General features: G+C 55.4%; 21 protein-coding genes. 8 read left to right on the forward strand and 13 right to left on the reverse strand.

Going from position 1 to position 17,802, the window contains the following annotated elements; genetic code table 11:
- Positions 1-144 precede the first annotated feature (144 nt).
- Both K3762_RS05060 and K3762_RS05065 read left to right on the forward strand, forming a co-directional pair.
- Positions 145-501, forward strand: a complete 357-nt coding sequence (locus K3762_RS05060) for a helix-turn-helix transcriptional regulator (protein ID WP_260011928.1) — start codon at positions 145-147, stop codon at positions 499-501.
- Complete coding sequence (locus K3762_RS05065; protein WP_260011932.1) at positions 498-1,052, forward strand: ImmA/IrrE family metallo-endopeptidase; 555 nt, start codon at positions 498-500, stop codon at positions 1,050-1,052. The genes K3762_RS05060 and K3762_RS05065 overlap by 4 nt, the downstream gene beginning before the upstream one ends.
- A gap of 401 nt (positions 1,053-1,453) precedes the next feature.
- Here the strand turns inward: K3762_RS05065 and K3762_RS05070 are convergent, their stop codons facing one another.
- Positions 1,454-2,233, reverse strand: a complete 780-nt coding sequence (locus tag K3762_RS05070) for a hypothetical protein (RefSeq protein ID WP_260011934.1) — start codon at positions 2,231-2,233, stop codon at positions 1,454-1,456.
- 36 nt (positions 2,234-2,269) lie between these two features.
- On the opposite strand from K3762_RS05070, the gene K3762_RS05075 reads away from it, so the two are divergent.
- Positions 2,270-2,980, forward strand: coding sequence for an IS6 family transposase (locus K3762_RS05075; protein ID WP_260011936.1), 711 nt, complete (start codon positions 2,270-2,272; stop codon positions 2,978-2,980).
- Between the two features lie 158 nt (positions 2,981-3,138).
- Here the strand turns inward: K3762_RS05075 and K3762_RS05080 are convergent, their stop codons facing one another.
- The 6 genes from K3762_RS05080 to K3762_RS05105 all read right to left on the reverse strand — a co-directional run bounded on the left by K3762_RS05080 (position 3,139) and on the right by K3762_RS05105 (position 8,606).
- Positions 3,139-4,194, reverse strand: coding sequence for a TRAP transporter substrate-binding protein (locus K3762_RS05080; protein ID WP_260011938.1), 1,056 nt, complete (start codon positions 4,192-4,194; stop codon positions 3,139-3,141).
- A 63-nt stretch (positions 4,195-4,257) separates the two neighbouring features.
- Positions 4,258-5,715 (reverse strand): TRAP transporter large permease subunit, encoded by a 1,458-nt coding sequence (locus K3762_RS05085; RefSeq protein ID WP_260011939.1) that lies wholly within the window; start codon positions 5,713-5,715, stop codon positions 4,258-4,260.
- Positions 5,712-6,269 carry a TRAP transporter small permease subunit gene (locus K3762_RS05090; RefSeq protein ID WP_260011940.1) on the reverse strand — a complete coding sequence of 186 codons (558 nt, stop codon included), beginning with the start codon at positions 6,267-6,269 and terminating at the stop codon, positions 5,712-5,714. The genes K3762_RS05085 and K3762_RS05090 overlap by 4 nt, the downstream gene beginning before the upstream one ends.
- Complete coding sequence (locus K3762_RS05095) at positions 6,266-6,730, reverse strand: hypothetical protein (protein ID WP_260011941.1); 465 nt, start codon at positions 6,728-6,730, stop codon at positions 6,266-6,268. The genes K3762_RS05090 and K3762_RS05095 overlap by 4 nt, the downstream gene beginning before the upstream one ends.
- Positions 6,731-6,743: 13 nt before the next feature.
- A complete protein-coding gene (locus K3762_RS05100; protein WP_260011942.1) occupies positions 6,744-7,211 on the reverse strand; it encodes a hypothetical protein in 468 nt (155 codons plus the stop codon).
- Positions 7,212-7,463: 252 nt separating this feature from the next.
- Positions 7,464-8,606, reverse strand: coding sequence for a LacI family DNA-binding transcriptional regulator (locus tag K3762_RS05105; protein WP_260011946.1), 1,143 nt, complete (start codon positions 8,604-8,606; stop codon positions 7,464-7,466).
- A 47-nt stretch (positions 8,607-8,653) separates the two neighbouring features.
- On the opposite strand from K3762_RS05105, the gene dctP reads away from it, so the two are divergent.
- From dctP to K3762_RS05130, 5 genes are all read left to right on the forward strand, one after another.
- Positions 8,654-9,655, forward strand: coding sequence for a TRAP transporter substrate-binding protein DctP (gene dctP / locus K3762_RS05110; protein ID WP_260011951.1), 1,002 nt, complete (start codon positions 8,654-8,656; stop codon positions 9,653-9,655).
- Between the two features lie 85 nt (positions 9,656-9,740).
- Positions 9,741-10,289, forward strand: a complete 549-nt coding sequence (locus tag K3762_RS05115) for a TRAP transporter small permease subunit (protein WP_260011958.1) — start codon at positions 9,741-9,743, stop codon at positions 10,287-10,289.
- A gap of 9 nt (positions 10,290-10,298) precedes the next feature.
- The gene (locus K3762_RS05120; RefSeq protein ID WP_260011961.1) at positions 10,299-11,609 is read left to right on the forward strand and encodes a TRAP transporter large permease; all 1,311 of its coding nucleotides are present in this window, start codon (positions 10,299-10,301) and stop codon (positions 11,607-11,609) included.
- A 14-nt stretch (positions 11,610-11,623) separates the two neighbouring features.
- Positions 11,624-12,514, forward strand: a complete 891-nt coding sequence (locus K3762_RS05125; protein ID WP_260011964.1) for an SMP-30/gluconolactonase/LRE family protein — start codon at positions 11,624-11,626, stop codon at positions 12,512-12,514.
- 13 nt (positions 12,515-12,527) lie between these two features.
- The gene (locus K3762_RS05130) at positions 12,528-13,025 is read left to right on the forward strand and encodes an OsmC family protein (protein ID WP_260011969.1); all 498 of its coding nucleotides are present in this window, start codon (positions 12,528-12,530) and stop codon (positions 13,023-13,025) included.
- A gap of 77 nt (positions 13,026-13,102) precedes the next feature.
- Here the strand turns inward: K3762_RS05130 and K3762_RS05135 are convergent, their stop codons facing one another.
- The 6 genes from K3762_RS05135 to K3762_RS05160 all read right to left on the reverse strand — a co-directional run bounded on the left by K3762_RS05135 (position 13,103) and on the right by K3762_RS05160 (position 17,669).
- A complete protein-coding gene (locus K3762_RS05135; protein ID WP_260011971.1) occupies positions 13,103-13,870 on the reverse strand; it encodes a hydroxypyruvate isomerase family protein in 768 nt (255 codons plus the stop codon).
- Positions 13,867-14,517, reverse strand: coding sequence for an aldolase (locus tag K3762_RS05140; protein WP_260011975.1), 651 nt, complete (start codon positions 14,515-14,517; stop codon positions 13,867-13,869). The genes K3762_RS05135 and K3762_RS05140 overlap by 4 nt, the downstream gene beginning before the upstream one ends.
- Positions 14,514-15,788 carry a 3-oxo-tetronate kinase gene (gene otnK / locus K3762_RS05145; protein WP_260011978.1) on the reverse strand — a complete coding sequence of 425 codons (1,275 nt, stop codon included), beginning with the start codon at positions 15,786-15,788 and terminating at the stop codon, positions 14,514-14,516. The genes K3762_RS05140 and otnK overlap by 4 nt, the downstream gene beginning before the upstream one ends.
- A gap of 195 nt (positions 15,789-15,983) precedes the next feature.
- Entirely contained in the window at positions 15,984-16,691 is a 708-nt protein-coding gene (locus tag K3762_RS05150; RefSeq protein WP_260011980.1) for an alpha/beta fold hydrolase, read from the reverse strand.
- A complete protein-coding gene (locus tag K3762_RS05155) occupies positions 16,681-17,469 on the reverse strand; it encodes an HpcH/HpaI aldolase/citrate lyase family protein (protein ID WP_260011983.1) in 789 nt (262 codons plus the stop codon). Before K3762_RS05155 ends, K3762_RS05150 begins: the two co-directional genes overlap by 11 nt.
- The gene (locus K3762_RS05160; protein WP_260011985.1) at positions 17,469-17,669 is read right to left on the reverse strand and encodes a hypothetical protein; all 201 of its coding nucleotides are present in this window, start codon (positions 17,667-17,669) and stop codon (positions 17,469-17,471) included. The genes K3762_RS05155 and K3762_RS05160 overlap by 1 nt, the downstream gene beginning before the upstream one ends.
- Positions 17,670-17,802: the final 133 nt, after the last annotated feature.

Below are 17,802 nucleotides of genomic sequence, written 5' to 3' on the forward strand. Positions count from 1 at the left end.
TAGCGTCCTGTCTTTGCGCTACGATAGTTTTTACTCTTGCTTACCATGTCGTTCACCTTTATCGATTTCGGTATGGCGTAACGATATTGCAACGCCTAAATCTGAACTAAAGGGATTCCGGAATGATTGCAAGAGTGAAATATTGTGTCTGAAGTGAAATTCGACACTACGGGTTTTTTCGCCGCTTTGGACCGCCTTCGTGAGGAAAGGGGTCTGGCTTGGCGCAAGGTTGCAGAACAATCAGGGGTGAGCGCGTCTACAATGACGCGGCTGTCGCAGGGCAAGCGACCTGACGTAGATAGCCTTGCCTCACTGTGTTCATGGGCCAAATTCAGCGCTGATGATTTCATGCGGGCACCGGGTGAAACTGACCAACGCGAGACCTCTCCTCTCGACAAAGCCCGTGTGCTTTTTCGTGCGGATCCTAATTTGGGCTCCGCTCAGGCCGAAGCGCTCGCGAAAATTATTGAATCAGCCTACGAAGGGTTCAAGACGCGGTGACCAAGTTGAGACGAGGGTTCAAAGCAGAAGCGGAACGCATTTCTGCGTGCGTTCGGCGCGACCTTGAGTTGGAAGAGTGGGACCCAATTTGTCCATGGGAGCTTGCCAAGCTACTTGAGTTCAACGTTGTGGACTTATCTGAATTTGAAGATCGTCTTCCGGATCAGGTAGCCATGATGCGCAGCTGCACAGGACCCAAAGGCTTTTCAGCTCTTACTCTGTTTCCAGATGGAGACAATCCGCTGATTATTTTGAACGATGGACATGGGCTGCCGCGGCAAGCAGCAGATCTTGCTCACGAGTTGGCGCATGGGCTTTTGCTTCATTCACCAGAAAATTTTGGTCACGGCGGTAGAGGCAAAGTAGACAAAATTTGCGAAGCTGAGGCCAGTTGGTTAGGTCCAACTCTCTTGGTGCCTGGAGAAGCGGCTCTACGCATTGCCCGCCAGAAAACGGGGCTAAGAACAGCTGCACGCTCTTATCGCGTAAGCGAGAAGCTGATGGAAATGCGCCTGCAAGTTACAGGGGCGCGCCGACGAGCCCGATCTTAATGGGGTTTAGACGTCCTTGCCTGGTATGTTGAAACCCTGCAAGTGTTCCTACCGAAAAGATAACCCCACCTCCAGGCAACCGGTCTACACGCCGAGCTCAATACCGGGGGTTACTTATTTTTGGGTGCCAAATTGGAGTTCATGAAAAAAAATGATATCAGGCTATATAATGTCCTCGTAGTGCTGCTGCACCTCATGGATCGACAGGCAACTGATAGCACTCTGCGTGAGCGTCTGCGCACACCGACCGAAGCAGGATCTAACACTGATCGGTTTAAAATGGGATTTCCAAGCGACTGGCAAAAGTCAGTCCGGTTTGGAAGCTATAAGTCAAGTTTTGAATTAGTGCTGGAACATTCGATCTGCATTTTAGACCATAGCGCAGGCGGGAGCCTGTGGGTTCACAACCCATCAATATCATCATCCTGACCACGGGCCATCATAGCTCTTTTTGCGATCTCACGACTTGCAGCAATGGCTCGATCGGAGCGATATTTATCGCTGATCTGGTCGGTAACATGGTGAGCCGAGTTTTTGGCATAGAGAATCCCAAACTCCCCCAAGCCTGCCATCTCATCATAGATAAGGGTGCGCGCGATATGTCCGCCGGTGCCGGTCACCTTGGCCCATTGGCGGCTATACCAAGGATAGACACAGCGGGATCCATCGTAATTGACGTAGAGGGGCCGCCGCTCGGCAATCGCTTTGGCTCGGAGCTCATCGAGGTAGCGCGGATCCTGGTCCTGCAGGATCAGGGCGTCGATGAACGGCGACCAACCTTCGACGTTGAGTTCTACCTCAAGGGGTTCGCTGATCGTGCGCCGTGTTTTTCGGGGATGATAGCGGAAGACGTAGGCGCCGCGTTCGTAGAAGAGGCCCTGACCGAAAATGTGGTGTTCGAAGACATCCCGGGGACGGGCAGGGACTCCAATGCCAATTGCGATTGCGGCGGCGCAGTTACGCCTGGCGTGCCGCCAGTCCGCTCGCTCGACGTCGGTGACAGCGGCGAGCATCGCGCGAGCCTCGACCAGCAGGCTTGAAGCCGATCCGATCTGCATGACCTTGGTCATCTTCTGGGAGCTCTGTCCGGCCTCTTTGGTCGTCAGGGTCTGGAACGTGATCCCGAGCTCTTCAAGGATCTCGTCGTCACAGCCATGAGTCCGGGCGAAGGGCATTGCCAAGTTGTTCAGCTTGCATGATCAGGCTATTTCAACGTCATGAGAATCCCAACCAGTGTCCTGCGCCTGAAGGGCTTCCGGTTCCCTCGCGAAATCATCGCATACGCTGTTTGGGCTTACCATCGCTTCGCAATGAGCACGGCCGACGTCGAAGACCTGCTGGCCGAGCGCGGTGTGATTGTAAGCCGGGAAGCGATCCGGTTGTGGGTCAATCGCTTTGGTCCACATTTCGCAAATTGCGTCCGGCGCGATCGTCCTCGCCCCAATGACAAATGGCATCTGGATGAGGTCGTTATTTCGATTCGAGGGAAGAAACATTGGCTGTGGCGTGCCATCGACGCGGAAGGGGACATCCTCGACATTCTCGTGCAAACGCGACGAAACGCTAAAGCAGCCAAGCGGTTTCTCCAAAGGCTGATCAATCAGTTCGGCGAGCCGAGGGTCGTGATCACCGACAAGCTGCGCAGCTATGTCAAGCCGATCAAAACATTGGCACCGGACGCCGACCACCGCGCCCACAAGCGATTGAACAACGCCATCGAAGGATCACACAGGCCGACCCGGAAGCGAGAGAAGATATTCGGCCGGTTCAAGTCACATCGGCAGGCTCAGAGGTTTCTATCCGCTCACGATCAGATCAACCTGATTTTCCGTCCCCGCCGATTTCAACTCACCGCAAACTCATATCGCCGCGCCCGAGCTGACGCGTTCAGCCTCTGGGCAGAATACACCATCGAGATGATGGCGTAATTTACAGACCAGCAAAACCCTACGACACGCGGCCAACAACTTGGCAATGCCCTGTGAACGAAGCTACGCTGCAAAAAGAGTTCAACGCGGCGCGCCGTTACGGCCGGTACTTTGATCTGCGGTGGACCGAAATGTATCGGCCCACCGGGATCTGATCGCTAGTCTACATACGCGATTTCGCTCCAGAGCTTATAGTCTTCGCGAAACGCCTTGTACGATTCATATACGCGCGCGAAATCGGGATTTGCCGCCGCTTCTTCTTCCACGACTTCATCCCATGCTGTACGAAGTGCTGCGATAACGTCATCGGACAGCTTTCGCACTTCTACACCTTCTTCTTCTACGGTTCGAAGCGCCTCGCCCTGAAGTGCTTCGCCTTCAGCGAATACCCTCATCAGGCTTTCTGCGCAGGCAGATTCGATCACTGCCTGATGCGTTGGCGATAACGCGTTCCAACTGTCGAGGTTCATGGTGAAATCCTGAACGCTGGACTGCTGGTGCCAACCGGGGAAGTAGTAATAATCCGCCAGTTTATGAAAGCTAAAGCTCACGTCGACCGCCGGATTTGCGAATTCTGCACCGTCGATTGTGCCGCGTTGCAGAGCAGGCGCAATATCACCCCCGGCGAGCAACTGCGTCGAGACGCCGAGTTTTTCGAGCGTTTTGCCCCCAAGACCAAAGATCCGGAATTTCAACCCTTTGAGATCATCAACTGTATCGATTGGCGTATTGAACCATCCGGCCGCTTCGGGCGCGATCATGGAACAGGGCAGCCCCTTGACGTTGAAGGATGCGTAGATTTCATCATAAAGCTCAATCCCGCCACCATGATAAAGCCAACCCAGCATCTCTCCCGGCGAAGGTCCGAACGGCACGGAGGTGAACAGGACAAGTGCGGGATTCTTGTTTGCGTTTGTGCCTGCTGATCCCCATGCAGAGTCAAGCGCACCTACGCTGAGTGCGTCGAAATATTCGACAGCGGGGACCAATGCGCCCGGCTCGAAATGACGGATTTCGATTGTCCCACCTGATATTTGGTTTACGCGGTCAGCAAAGATCTTGGCGTTTGACCCAAGAATTTTCACGTTGCTGCCCACAGTGGTGTGCATGTTGATGACGACCTTATCTTGGGCCAGCGCGCTGCTGGCCAGCATGCCTGCACCGAGTGCGAGGGCCATCGCGGTAGTCGTTAGTTTGTTGAACAGGATTGTCATTTTAGTCCTCCCTTGGATGTTAGATATATGTCGATTGAGGTCGTTAGGCGGGCCGTGGCCGGCCTAAAGGAATTTTGTCGGCAGCCAGAGCGCGATTTGCGGGAACATCATGACCAGTGTCAGGCAAACGAGCTGGATCAGCACGAATGGGATAATTCCGAGATAAATATCGCGCAGTTTGACCGACGGCGGAGCCGCACCTTTTAGAAAGAAGAGCGAAAAACCGAACGGTGGCGTGAGAAATGATGTCTGAAGATTTATCGACATCAAAATCAGAAACCAGATCGAGATTTGCCAGGATGCCAGATGATCCCCGAAGTCCAGGGATGCGATGATCGGCGCGAATATCGGAAGAATGATGAGAGATATCTCGAGCCAGTCGAAGAAGAAGCCAAGAACGAAGGAGAGGACCATTATGAGAATGAGAAGTCCCCACGAACCAAGGCCGATCCCTTCGACGAAAGTGATGATTAAATGATCGCCACCGAGCACGCGGAACACGAAAGAAAACGATGTGGCCGCGATGATTATCAGGAACAGCATGCCAGTCATTCGGCAAAGCTCTTCAAGCGAACTGTCGAGCGTGTGCCAAAAGCGGCTGAACCAGCTTTGCGCCGCCGCCTTTGCGTCATCTTCACCAAAGCCGGGTAGAACGTCAGGGGATACTCCGAGCTTTGCATAGGCAAAATTGACGGCTGGTTTGTAAAACAGGGCAAGTAAGATTGCGCCAAATGCACCGACGCCCGCGGCCTCGGTTGGTGTCGCCCAGCCAAAAAGAATGGAACCCAGAACAAGGAAGATAAGAAACGCGGGCGGGAAAAGCCCGAGGCCGATGACGAGCGAGCTGGCCGCAAACGTCGCCTTGTTCGTTACGGGTTTAGGCGTTGGGGCGGATTTGGGCGAAAGCAGCGCAAAGATGATGACGTAAGCCATGTAGAACGAAGCAAGCATCAACCCCGGGATCAGCGCCGCAAAGAACAGGTCGGCCACGGACTGGCCCAAAAGCTCTGCCATGATAACCAGCATGATGCTGGGTGGGATCAGAATGCCAAGCGTTCCAGAAGCCGCGACAGTGCCTGTCGCAAGTTTGGGGCTGTACCCGCTGGCCAGCAGGATCGGCAAGGTCAGGACCGTCAGCATTGTGATCGAGGCCCCGATAATGCCCGTTGCAGCAGCCATAACTGTGCCGATCAACGCCACTGCGACGGCGAGCCCACCCGGCACACGGCGCATCAGCATATACATGCAGGTCACCAGATCGCGTCCGACGCCGCTGCGTTCGAGAATAAGACCCATCAAAACGAACATCGGAATGGCGGTCATGACGAGGTTTTCAGCGACGCCCCCCCAAATCCGTGGCACCGTGGAAAAGAATTGGATGAAGTTGAAACGGTCTAGCATCATGCCGAGTATCGCAAAGATCGTCGCCGTCCCACCCAAGACAAAGGCCACAGGGTATCCTGTAAATATCAGGACAATGACGCTCGCGAACATGATGATGGGGAGCAGGTCGGCTATCATTGTACAGTACTTTCAGAGTCAGGTGGCAACAACAGTCCTGCCAATGCGCGGCAGAACACGCCCAGCGTCGCCACAATCAGCAACCCAATGCCCAAGGGCAGGAAGAACTTAATAATCCAGCGGTGCGGAATCCCGAGCGCTGCTTTGGAGGGTTCGTCAATGACGAAGGATTGCCAGAAGAACTGCGCACTGAAGTAGAGCAGAAGCAGCAAATACGGCAGCGCCAGAAACACGATTCCAAATATCTCGATCATCCATTTTCGCCGCGCGCCGAACCCCAAGTGAAACAGATCAATCCGCACATGGCGGTCCTTGGCGTAGGCGTAACCCAGACACAACGCGAACAGCACAACGTGCATGTGCCATTCCATTTCCTGTAGTCGCGTCGAACCCAGAACAAAGAACCGACGCGAGACCAGATCGAAAATCGTGGTGACAAGCAAAACCATGGCAGCAATCTTGGCGACGGGAACGAACCCCGAAACCACCTTGTCCGACAGATTGGCAGCGCAAAGAAGTGTTCGAACGGTTTGTGATGTCGCGGGACGGGTCACGGCAGGTCGTCCGCAAAATGGCGATAGGTTCCGCCGACTTTATAGGCTTGACCGGCTACGGCTGGAATATAGGTTTCCGAAAGCTGATAGCTGTCGACCAGCCAGAGATTGGCAAGGTAGCGTAGTCGCACGCGTAGGCTTTCGGGCAGATCGGACGAGGTAGGATCCCAAGCGTCCATTGCCTTGCGGCTTTCGAATGTCCAATAGGTTCGGTAACGCGGGATCTTTAGGTATCCAGCGTCCTGCGTGGTGGCGATACCGTATGTGCCCTTGTACCCGACGCCGCAATCGAGGGCCGCGAGCTCGCTGGCGAGCGCAGCCTCGTTTTCGCGCAGCCAGGCATGAAAGCCGCGAATGTCTTCGGGAGGTACCGAGAAAACCCATTTCACGAACAGTGGCGCGAATAGGTGCGGTCCGTCGGCATCAATCGTTTCGGGGATCGTCCATACAAGTCTAGGCATCGGAATCTCCGGTTTACATGAGCTTTCCGCGCGGCAAGTACTTGTACTCGCCCGCGAATTTGTAAGAAGGACCAAGAGCGGCGGGAATATAGATTTCTTCCCATGAACCTCTGTCAGCCATCCAATAAGAGGCGAGTTCGTTGACTCGTTTCAGCGGCGGGGAATCAGACGTATCCGCGTCGGGATTCCAGCCCTCGAGGGCTGCGGCGCTTTTGAAGGTCCAGTAGGTGCGATACCGTCGCACCGCGTCGTAACCCGAAGCGGGGTCGACAACACCGTAGGTGCCGACATAGCCGACGCCGAAATCCGCTTCAGCGAGTTCGCGGGCGAGCGCCTCTTCATTATTGGCAAGCCACTGGTGAAAGTCCTCAACACGGTGTGAGGCAACATCGAATACCCATTTGACTGTCGCAACAGCGAAGAGGTGGTCACCCAAGGGTTCGGGTGCTGTGTCTGGAATTGGCCAGTCAAGATCCGGCATCCTAGGCTCCTTTCGTTAATTTCTATCTTCTCTACGAAATTATCAATAATAACGTCAACATAATTTTCGATAATAGTTTTTCCCAGATGTTCTGCTCAGCCGAACTTCTAGCCAGCCAAGCGCCCCAAGACCGGCGGCGATCCCGTTTGTCCAAAACGTCGCGGAAGGTGCGCGTTATGCGCTAGGCAGAATGAGGGGACTCGAAAACCTGAATTCTCAAGCTGTTTGGGAAATCAACGAGGGTTAAAACAGTCAAGCTGAGGAGCGAGCGACAATCCTGCACGGAATCCAGATGGTCTCGTCCAGCACTTTAGTTCCTGAATTGTTTCGTGCGATGACTTCTGCTGTTCGATCGGCCATTTGACCAATCGGGAGCCTGACTGTTGTCAGCGAGTTCCCTTCCCACGCCCCCATCGGAATATCATCGAAACCGATTACGGCAATGTCTTCGGGAAACCGCATTCCTGCACGCGCACGTAGCCGGTCCATTAGACCGATCGCGAACAGATCATTCGGACACAGCAGCCCGTCGGGGGTTGGTAAATCGCCGTTCAGAATGCGCTCGGCGCATGCCGATCCGGACGCATAGGTATAATCACCCTTGCTTACGAATACCGGCGTCTGACCGGCGGCTTCGAGTCCTTTCAGGTGGCCCTGAAGGCGTGTCGCGCTGGTCCAATATCCATCGGTGCCTTCGCAAACTCCGATCCGCGTGCACCCACGCTCCAAAAGATGGCGGGCGGCGATATAGCCTCCCTGGGCGTGATCAGCGCAGATCGCCGATGTATAGCGTTCTTCGTCAACGCGATTAAGGAGTACAACCTTGAGTCCAGCGTTGCGTAGTGCGTCGATCCAATCCACACTGAAATTGTGTGACGTCAACACAACGACGTTCACCTGATACTGCCGGAACATCGAGATAAACCCAGAGGCGCTCTCTCCCGGCACAAGTTGTGCGGAAACCGGGATCAGACCGTGTTCATGCAGGCTACGGCCGAGCGCTTGATGCAGCACGGCGTGAAAGGGATTGCTCAATTCCCCCATCATGACGCCCACGATCTGTGATCGCTTTGAAATCAGCGCTTGTGCAAGAGCGTTTGGCTCGTATCCAAGTTTCTTCGCCGCCCTAAGGATGATTGCACGCGTGTCCTTGTTGACCACACGGCCAGGGGTGAACGCACGCGACACTGTCGACCGAGATACTCCGGCAAGTCGTGCAACATCTTCTGCTGTCACCCGTGTCTCTGTCATTGCGCACCCTAAATCCAATTTGACCTTGTTTTGCAGGGAAAAACGAGCTTTGACAAGATCATTGCACAGGTGTGCGGCAATCGGTGCAATATTTATATTGACAAAATCATTGATAATTGGAAAAAGAACTGCACTCGTGTGCACTCGAATCTATAAAATCGGGTCTGCATATGACCTAGGGAGGGCAAAATATGACTTTTCAACTAATCAATGGCCTTGTTGCCAGCGCGGCGATTTCAGTGATCGCCCAAAGCGCCAGCGCACAGGATATCACTTGGGATATGGCCGTTTTCGGCAGCCCGGCATTCAGAGTCGCCGGGGAAGCGTTTGCCGATTATGTCAACGAGAATAGCGGCGGCAAGATGGAAATCACGGTGCACAATGGCACCCTGTCTCCTTCCACAGAAATCCTTGATAACGTGTCGATTGGAGCTTTCGAACTGGGCTATGTGATCTCCAGCTACCACCCTGGCAAGAACCCGCTGATCTCTGTTCTTGACCTGCCGTTCCTGCCGATCGAAACGATGGAAGATCGCAGGGACCTTGCCGAGGCGCTTTTCAAGAACGAAGATGTGGTCAAGGAGTTCGCAGGCTGGAATGCCGTGCCGATCATGTCCGTCGTTTTGCCCAACTATGAGATAATGGGTAAAGGCGACGCGCCGCAAAAGCTGGAAGACTTCTCCGGCATGCGGATCAAGGCAACCAGCGGTATTGGTGACGCCCTTGCGCTTTACGGCGTCAGTCTGGTGCCGCTCAGCGGATCAGAGCAATACAACGCCCTGCAGACCGGCGTTATCGACGCAGCGTCGGCGACCCCTTCGGGCTTGGGTGGCTGGAAGCTCTACGAGATCAGCGACTGGTACACTGTCGGGATGGAGGCAGGTTCGGCGCATGTCACGATGGTTGGTAACGCGGCAGCCTACGAGGCCCTGCCAGACGACATGAAAGCGTTGATCGACGAGGCAAAAACCTTTGCCTATGCCGAGAGCTTAAAGGCGCAAAACGATGCTGGGGCAAGCTATGAACCCGAGCTGGTCTCCAGAGGGCTTGTCCGCGTAAACATACCTGCCGAAATGGTGACCCAACTGCGGACCGAAGCGGCCAAGCCGGTTTGGGACGCTTATGTCAAGAAGCTCGAAGCCAAAGGACTTCCCGGCGGCGAGATGCTCGATTTTGTCTTGAACCAGAATTGACAGGTTTGGGGCGCGCTTAGGCGCCCCACGCCTCTTCTATTTGAAGAGCGCGAAAGCAATGTCTCTCATTCAAGGTAGGCTACCCATGGTGGAAACACTCGATAGATGGCTGGGGCGTGTAGAATACGCGACCGCCTGGATCGCTGGCGTGACGATTTTCGCGTTGATGTTTCTGGCGTCAGCCGAAGTGCTGTCCCGAAAACTGTTAAATGCACCGATACCCGGTCAGGTCGATTTCACGTCGTTGTCGATGGTGACTTTCAGTTTGCTCTGTATCTCGCACTGCTACCGCCAAGCTGGTCACATACGCATGGATATCCTGCAAAAGATGACGACGGGCCGTCTGTCATGGATGACGCAGCTTCTTACGACATGCATCGCGCTTTTTCTCGTGACCGCGATCTTGCCGGGGACTTGGGCGCATTTCATGCGGGCTTGGACACTCGGAGACTCGACCATCGGCATCGGCCTTTCGACTTGGCCGTCAAAGCTGGCGGTCCCGGTGGGGTTCGGCATTCTCTGGCTTCGGCTTGTGCTCGAACTTTTTGTCTATGGCCGACTGATTGCAAATCCTGACCTACCCCCGATCGGCGTGCCGCGCGCACCGGACCCGGTCGATCACATGGATGCGTGAGGCGACACAATGGACCCCATTATAATAGGCGCACTTGGTTTCGTCGTACTCGTCGCGATGGTCATGATTGGCGTTCACATCGTTTTTGCAACAGCGATCACAGGATTTCTTGGGATTGTCATTCTAAAGGGATGGACCGTCGCGGCCAACGTTGCCGGTATCATTCCACACAGCACAGGTTCGAACTATTTGTTCAGCGTGCTTCCGATGTTTATTCTCATCGGGTTTTTCGCGCATTCCTCGGGGATGGTACAGGGGGCCTACCGTGCAGCTCGCGCCTGGATGGGCTGGATGCCGGGGGGCCTTGCTGTGTCAACTGTGCTTGCGGCCGGGGCGTTCGGGGCGGTTTCTGGTGCGAGTCAGGCAACAGCAGCGGTGTTTGCCCGTGTTGCGATCCCTGAACTGCTCAAATACAAATACAATCCGACCCTTTCTGCGGCGGCGGTCGCCGCCTCCGGTACACTCGCTTCGCTGATCCCGCCGAGTGCCGCGCTGGTCGTTTATGGCGCCATCGTCGATCAATCCATCGGGCGGTTGCTTCTTGCTGGTTTCGTGCCGGGAATCTTTTCCGCGTTACTTTACGCAGCTTTCATACTGTTGCGGTTTTCGCTGAAACCCGAACTTGGTCAGCCCATCAAGGGGATTTCCTGGCAAGAGCGGGGGCAGTCTATTGGCGGTGTGCTTCCGATTTTTCTCGTCATGCTGATGATCCTCGGTGGTATGTCCACGGGATGGATGACCCCCACCGAGGCCGGCGCGGCGGGTGCGACAATCGTCTTCGCCTACGCATTGATCCGGCGCAAGATCACGTTGTCTGGTTTGAACACCTCTTTGATGGAGACTGCCAACCTGACGGTCATGCTCTTCTCGACCTTTTGGGGCGTGTTTATCTTCTCGCGTTTCCTGGCCTTTACGCGGCTGCCAACCGAAATCGCCGAATGGTTGGTTCTGTTGCCTTATTCGCCGACCACCATTCTGATTGCGATCCTTGTCGGCTACGCGTTTCTTGGCATGTTCCTAAGCGCTTCGGGAATGATGCTTTTGACACTGCCTGTGATCTTTCCGGCGATTGTCGAATTGGGGATTGATCCAATCATCTTCGGAATCCTCGTCATCAAGATGGTCGAAATCGGCCTGATCACGCCACCTGTCGGGCTCAATGTCTATGTGGTTGCCAGCATCCGAAGGGACATACCAATCGGCGGCATCTTCCGTGCGATTTGGCCTTTCGTTTTGATTGATGTGCTCACTGTGGCGTTGTTGATCACGTTCCCGATTATCACCACTTTTCTGCCCAACCTCGTTCTTGGGCCAGCCTGATGGAGGGCGAAGCAATGCAGTTTGAAACCAGAGATCCCGATTTTTGGAATTACTTTGATGAAGGTGCCCGACTGGAAAAGATTGCGGATGGATTTGGTTTTACCGAAGGCCCGATCTGGCATCCTGCCGAAGGTTGGTTGCTGTTTTCCGACATTCAGGAAAGCCGACAATACATCTGGACCGAGGACAGCGGACACCGCGTTTTTCGGATGCCGAGCAATCAGGCCAACGGCAACTTCTTTGACGCAGAAGGGCGGGTAATCAGCTGCGAACACGCGACGTCACAGGTCGTGCGGCTTGATCACCACGGTAAACGCGTGGCTCCGCTCGCCACCCACTTCGAAGGCCAGCAACTGAACAGCCCCAACGATATCGTTTGCGATGCAGCGGGCCGGATTTGGTTTACCGATCCGTCGTTTGGTCGAATCCGTGAGAACCTTGGAATTCTTCGGGATCAGGAATTGGGATTTCAGGGCGTGTTTCGGTTGGACCCTGATGGTCAATTGCATGCGATGATGAAGGATTTTCAGCAGCCCAATGGCCTGTGTTTTTCCGCTGATGGCACGCGGCTTTTCATCAACGACAGCTGGGCAGGGCATATCCGTGTTTTCGATATGGCCGCAGATGGTTCGCTCTCGGACGGCAAAGTCTGGGCCGAGATCACGGGTGACGGTGACGGGGTGCCGGATGGCATGAAGTGCACACAGGGCGACATGCTGCTTTGTAATGGGCCAAGTGGCGTGCATCTTCTCTCGCCCTCGGGCGGGACCTTGGGCGTTATCAAAGTGCCTGAAAAATCAACGAATTTTTGTTTCGGAGGGTCCGATCTGTCGATGCTCTACATCACAGCGTCAACCTCAGTCTATCGCATACCGACCCGGATGACCGGGCTCGCAATGATCTAAAGGAGATTACCACATGCCAACAAAATCATACGAGGTCGACCCCGGCCTTGACCCGGAAAAAGCACATATCATTCACCCCAGCGTAACCGCGGAAAACTCCAATGGCACAACCGTCAAGTTGTCGACGCAGACGCATGAATGGGTCATCGACGAGCCCGCAAGCAAGGGCGGAGCCGACACAGGACCAACGCCGCTGGAGTCTCTTTTGGGCTCTCTTGCGGGGTGCGAAACCGTGGTTCTGCGCCTTGTCGCCAATGCGATCAACTTCAAGTACTCCAGCCTGAAAGCCGAATGCCAAGGAACCGCCGATTTGCGCGGAGCGCGCGGCGTCAGAGGGGTGCGCCCCTATTTCACCGGCGTCAAACTTGTGTTGACCCTGGCGACGGATGAACCAGAAAAGCGTATCGAATTACTCAAGCGCAATGTCGAGCTTCGGTGCCCGGTGATGAATCTGTTTTCAAGCGCGGATGTCGAAATGGATGTGGTCTGGAACATCGTGCCCGCCAGCTAGGAACCGGGTTGGCAAAATCTTGGTGATTGTCGATTTGCAACTGGCATCTCGACAATCACTTTCAGCCTGTGATCGGCTCAGCCGGTCTGTCGGATCCGCAGCCAATTCAATGTGTCTTCTGTCGTTCCGTTGTGTTTGTACTCGGCACCAAGCGGCGTGGTGTAGCCGAGCGCGGCGATGAACGCGAAGATGTGTTCGTAGTTCACTTCGCCTTCATCCGGCGGCCCACGATCTGGAACCGACGCGAATTGAATGTGCCCGATGTAAGGCATAAGGTTTTCGATTCGGTGCGTCAGATCGCCCTCGATCAACTGCACATGATAGCAATCAAACATCAGCTTGAGGTTTGCGGCATTTACCGCCTTGATCACCGCAAGCGCCAGTGCCGTGTCATTCAGGAAATAACCGGGCGCATCATAGGCATTGAGCGGCTCAATGAGAATGGTGATGTCATGCGGCGCGGCCTGAGAGCAGGCGTAAGTCAGGTTCGCAACAAAGGTGTCATGGGCGTCACGGCCATTCGCAAACCCCGCCATCACATGTACCGATTTGCAGTCTATGACGCGGGCGTAACTGATCGCCTCGTCGATGGCGGCACGCGCTTCGTCAACGTGTTCGGGAAGGGCGGCAAGACCGTTGAAACCAGCGCTCACATCCCCGCGTCTGGTGTTGAGCCCGAGCATTGCAAGACCCGTTTGCGTTAACGCCGCCCTGATATCCTCAGGTGACGTGTCATAGGGCCAATGGCACTCGACCGCATCGAACCCTGCGGCTTTGGCCGCGCGGATTGCGTCGGGCAACGACCGGTCGGCCCAGAGAAACCCGAGGTTGGCTGAAAACTTCAATTCATCCACTCCACGTCGAACGTTGACACCAGATTTTGCACATCACTCTCGCTTAACCCGCGTGGCGACATACCACGGGTCATCATGGCAAGACGGGCGGTGTCTTCAAGCTCTTCGATGGCATTGCACGCGGCCTCAATGTCCTTGCCTGCCACCACAGGCCCGTGATTGGCCAGCATGACAGCCGAACGTGTCCCTGCGAGCCCGCGCACGGCATCACCCATCGCCGGATCGCCGGGCAGATAGAACGGCAAAAGTTTGACACGGCCCAGCTTCATGATTGCATAAGGCGTTAGGTGAGGGAGAAAATCGTCTTCATTCGCGTCCGGCATCATCGACAACGCGACAGAATGGCACGAATGCAAATGCACCACGGCACCAGCCGTGCTGCGTGTGTCATAAAATGCTGAATGCAGGGGCATTTCCTTGGTAGGCGGGTCGCCGTCAATCAGCGCAAAATTGGCGTCAAAACGGCTGAGCCGTGCCGGATCGAGACCGCCAAAGCTGGTGCCTGTGGGCGATACCAGAAGCCCGCCATCCCACGTACGGCAAGAAATGTTACCCGAACTGCCGCCAGTCAGCCCCCGATCGAACATGGACTTTGCAAGCAGACATATCTGTTCCCGCAATCGGGTTTCTTCGCTCATTGCGTGTCCAGTATGACCGGGGCGGCTGAGAAGAAATCCTCATCGCCAAAGTTTCCGGATTTAAGCGCCAGTGCCATTTGATGACCGTCAGAGGTGCAGAATATCCAAGGCACTCCGGGTGCGATTTCCGCACCGATGTCGAGCTGTGCAACGCCCAAAGCCTTGGTCACAGCCCCCGATGTTTCACCGCCGGCAACAATTATCCGACGCGCGCCAGCGTCGCGCGCGGCGATGGCGCAATTGGCCAGAGTGTCTTCGATCAGAGCGCCGATGTCGGTCGCACCCAGCGCCTGTTGCGCCGCCGTCACGCTTGCTGGATCGGCAGTGGCGTAGATCAGAGGTGCCTGTGTCAAATCCTGCGCCGCGAGCCAGGTCAGTACCGGTGATTGGCCGGTTTCGGCCAAGGTGAGCGGGTCCAGTTTGTACGACGGCGCGCCAGTGGCGCGGTAGGCCGCGACCTGAGCGTTGGTCATGGCCGAGCAACTGCCAGACAAAACAATCGTTTCTTGTGCGACTGTCGGTTTGGCGGTTTTGGGCGCGTCAGCGGCCAAGAGCCCGTCAGCCAGATAAAGCGCCGGCAACGGCATGGTGAGCGCAGACCCACCAGTTATGAGCGGTAGATCGCGGCAGGCATGCGCGATAACCTCAAGATCCGCGTCGGCAACGGCGTCTATCACCACATGCGCGACATCATTGGCCTTGTGGTCTGATAGGGCGTTACGAACGGTTTCCGGACCCCTAGCGACGCTCAACCGGTCGATCAGCCCCACGGATCGTTTCACTTGTGGTTCAAGCAGCCGCATCAGATTGCTGTCGCGCATTGGTGTCAGCGGGTGATCCTTCATCGGGCTTTCCGACAGGGGTTGTTGGCCAACAAAGAGGTTGCCCATAAAGACCGTGCGCTTGTTTTCGGGAAATGCGGGGCAATAGATCGTCTGATCGCATCCCAGTTCTGCCATCAACGCCTCGGCAACGGGACCGATGTTGCCTTCGGGCGTGCTGTCGAAAGTGGAGCAGTATTTCCAAAAGAACCGCTGTGCGCCTGCGGCCTGAAGCCAAACCAACGCAGCACGAGCCTCGGCCACAGCATCAGCGACGGGCGCAGTCCGTGATTTTAGCGCAATGACCTCAAAGGGGCTGGTGTCCGTAGGCGGTGATTGCGGAATGCCAATGCGCAATGAAATACGCACACCGCTACGGGCCAGCAGGCCCGCCAGATCAGTGGCGCCAGTGAAATCGTCGGCGATGCAGCCTAAAATGGTGCCTGTCACGTCTGTGCCTTCTCAAACTCGGTCCAAAAATGATGGATGGGCTGAAACCTCATGCCGGCTCCTTTTGTGTTATCGCGTCCGATCGATTGGACAGACAGGCAGTCAATGACAATGCCCGGCCTTGGGATCACGAGGGTCGGATCGCAAACCACTTTCCTGTCGCGATGCCGCAGACGCCGGGGAAAAATTTCGACGTCAGTTTGTGGCATTCTCTCGCTCCTCACATTTTATCAATGCTCTGGCGCAGGCTTCCGGATCTTCCAAAAGAGCGAAATGTCCAAGACCATCAAGGCATTCGAAACGACCTTTCGGGGCTGCGTCGGCGGCGGTACGTCCTTTATCGGGCGACGTCGTATTATCCAATTCACCGGTCAAGACATACACGGGGTATTGCGTGTCTGAAAGGGCGGGCAAAACGCTTGGCCTCGTAAGCGCTATTTGGGTTTGTGCGTCAATCAGGTTGGATGTCTCGTCCGCCATGGCCAGGACACGGGCTCTCGTATGCTCCGGATTGGCCCCGTGAAAAACAGGCGCGCGTGATGCCATCGCGCCCGCGCCACCTAGAGCAGCGACGTCGCGCGCCAGATCGTAACGCCCTTGGTTCTTGGCAGGATCGTCAGCGTTAGGGTTGATGCCGAACAGAACAACGCGATGGGCTGCCATTTGGGATGATAAATGCGCCGCTACAATAGCCCCAAGCGAAAATCCACAGACCACGGTCTCCTGCGATATCTTGGCGCAAAGATCGGCGTAATCCTTCACCGAAGGCCGGTCCAGAACAACAGCATGTCGGTTGCTCTGCGGGACCGCCAACGCATCGAGGAAATCACTGAATATTTCTGACGTGCAAAGGGTCCCGGGTAGCAAGAGCCACGGGCGTTTTGCCAACCCGTCAATACCCATGTGTCGCGGCACCCTCCGTATTGCTTTCGCCAAGAGTCACATGCACAGCGTCCCTCATGCTTTTGGTCAAATGGCCAAAATCATTTCCGGGTGTGACCAACTGAAAACCCTGCTGGGCGCGTTTGCGGGCTTCCTCGCCAGAGCTGCAAAAAATTCCTGCCGGGATACCGCGTCGCGTTGCGGCCTTCAGGACATCTCCCAGAGCGGCCTCGGATTTGGGGCGCGGAAAGTTGGTATGACCGTCCAATGCGAACGCCAGATCGTTGGGGCCAACATAGATCATGTCGATTCCGTCAACGTCTAGAATCTCTTCGATGCGTTCGACCGCCTCTGCTGTCTCGATCATTGGGATCACCATGACCGTTTCATCCGCCCGCGCCAGATAATCCGCACCGCCATAGAGCAACCCACGCGAGGGTCCAAAGCTGCGCTCCCCAGTCGGCGGATAGCGGCAGGCAGCGACCAGCGCGGCCGCTTGTTCAGGCGTCGAAATCATTGGGCATATGATGCCGTAAGCCCCTGCATCCAGCAGATGCATGATCTGCGCCGAGTCAAGCGAAGGGACGCGCACCATCGGAATTGCCGGTGTTGCAGAAAGCGCTTGCATCATGGATAGCGCATGGCCGAATTCCAGCATCCCGTGTTGCAAATCGACAGTGACACAATGAACGCCGCTGTGTCCAACGCCTTCGGCGGAATAAGCAGAGCCGATCGAGAGCCAGCCGTTGACGACAATTTCCGAGGCGGCCAGACGGGTTCGAACGGTATTGGCGCGCATCAGAAAACCCTCCCATCGCGGAACAGGCATGAAGTCGTGGAAATGTATCCACCCAAAGGACCGCCCCCTTTTGGCAAAGCCAGATACATGTTTTTGCCGCGGGCAATCTCATTCTTTTTCAATGGCAGAAACGTGGCTGCGGGCTTTTGATTAACGTTCGCAGACATCGCGATGGAAACCGCACTGGCAAAGTAATTCATCATGAACTCCAAAATTATCCACCTCAACCTAGACAAAACGTGCAAGTTATGTCAATATTATTATCAATAATGTGTCTTGATGTAGTTTCCAACTGTATTCTACAAGAAAATTGAACCAGACTTCAGAACGTTG

The sequence above is a fragment of the Sulfitobacter sp. W074 genome, assembly GCF_025142275.1.
GTDB lineage: Bacteria > Pseudomonadota > Alphaproteobacteria > Rhodobacterales > Rhodobacteraceae > Sulfitobacter > Sulfitobacter profundi.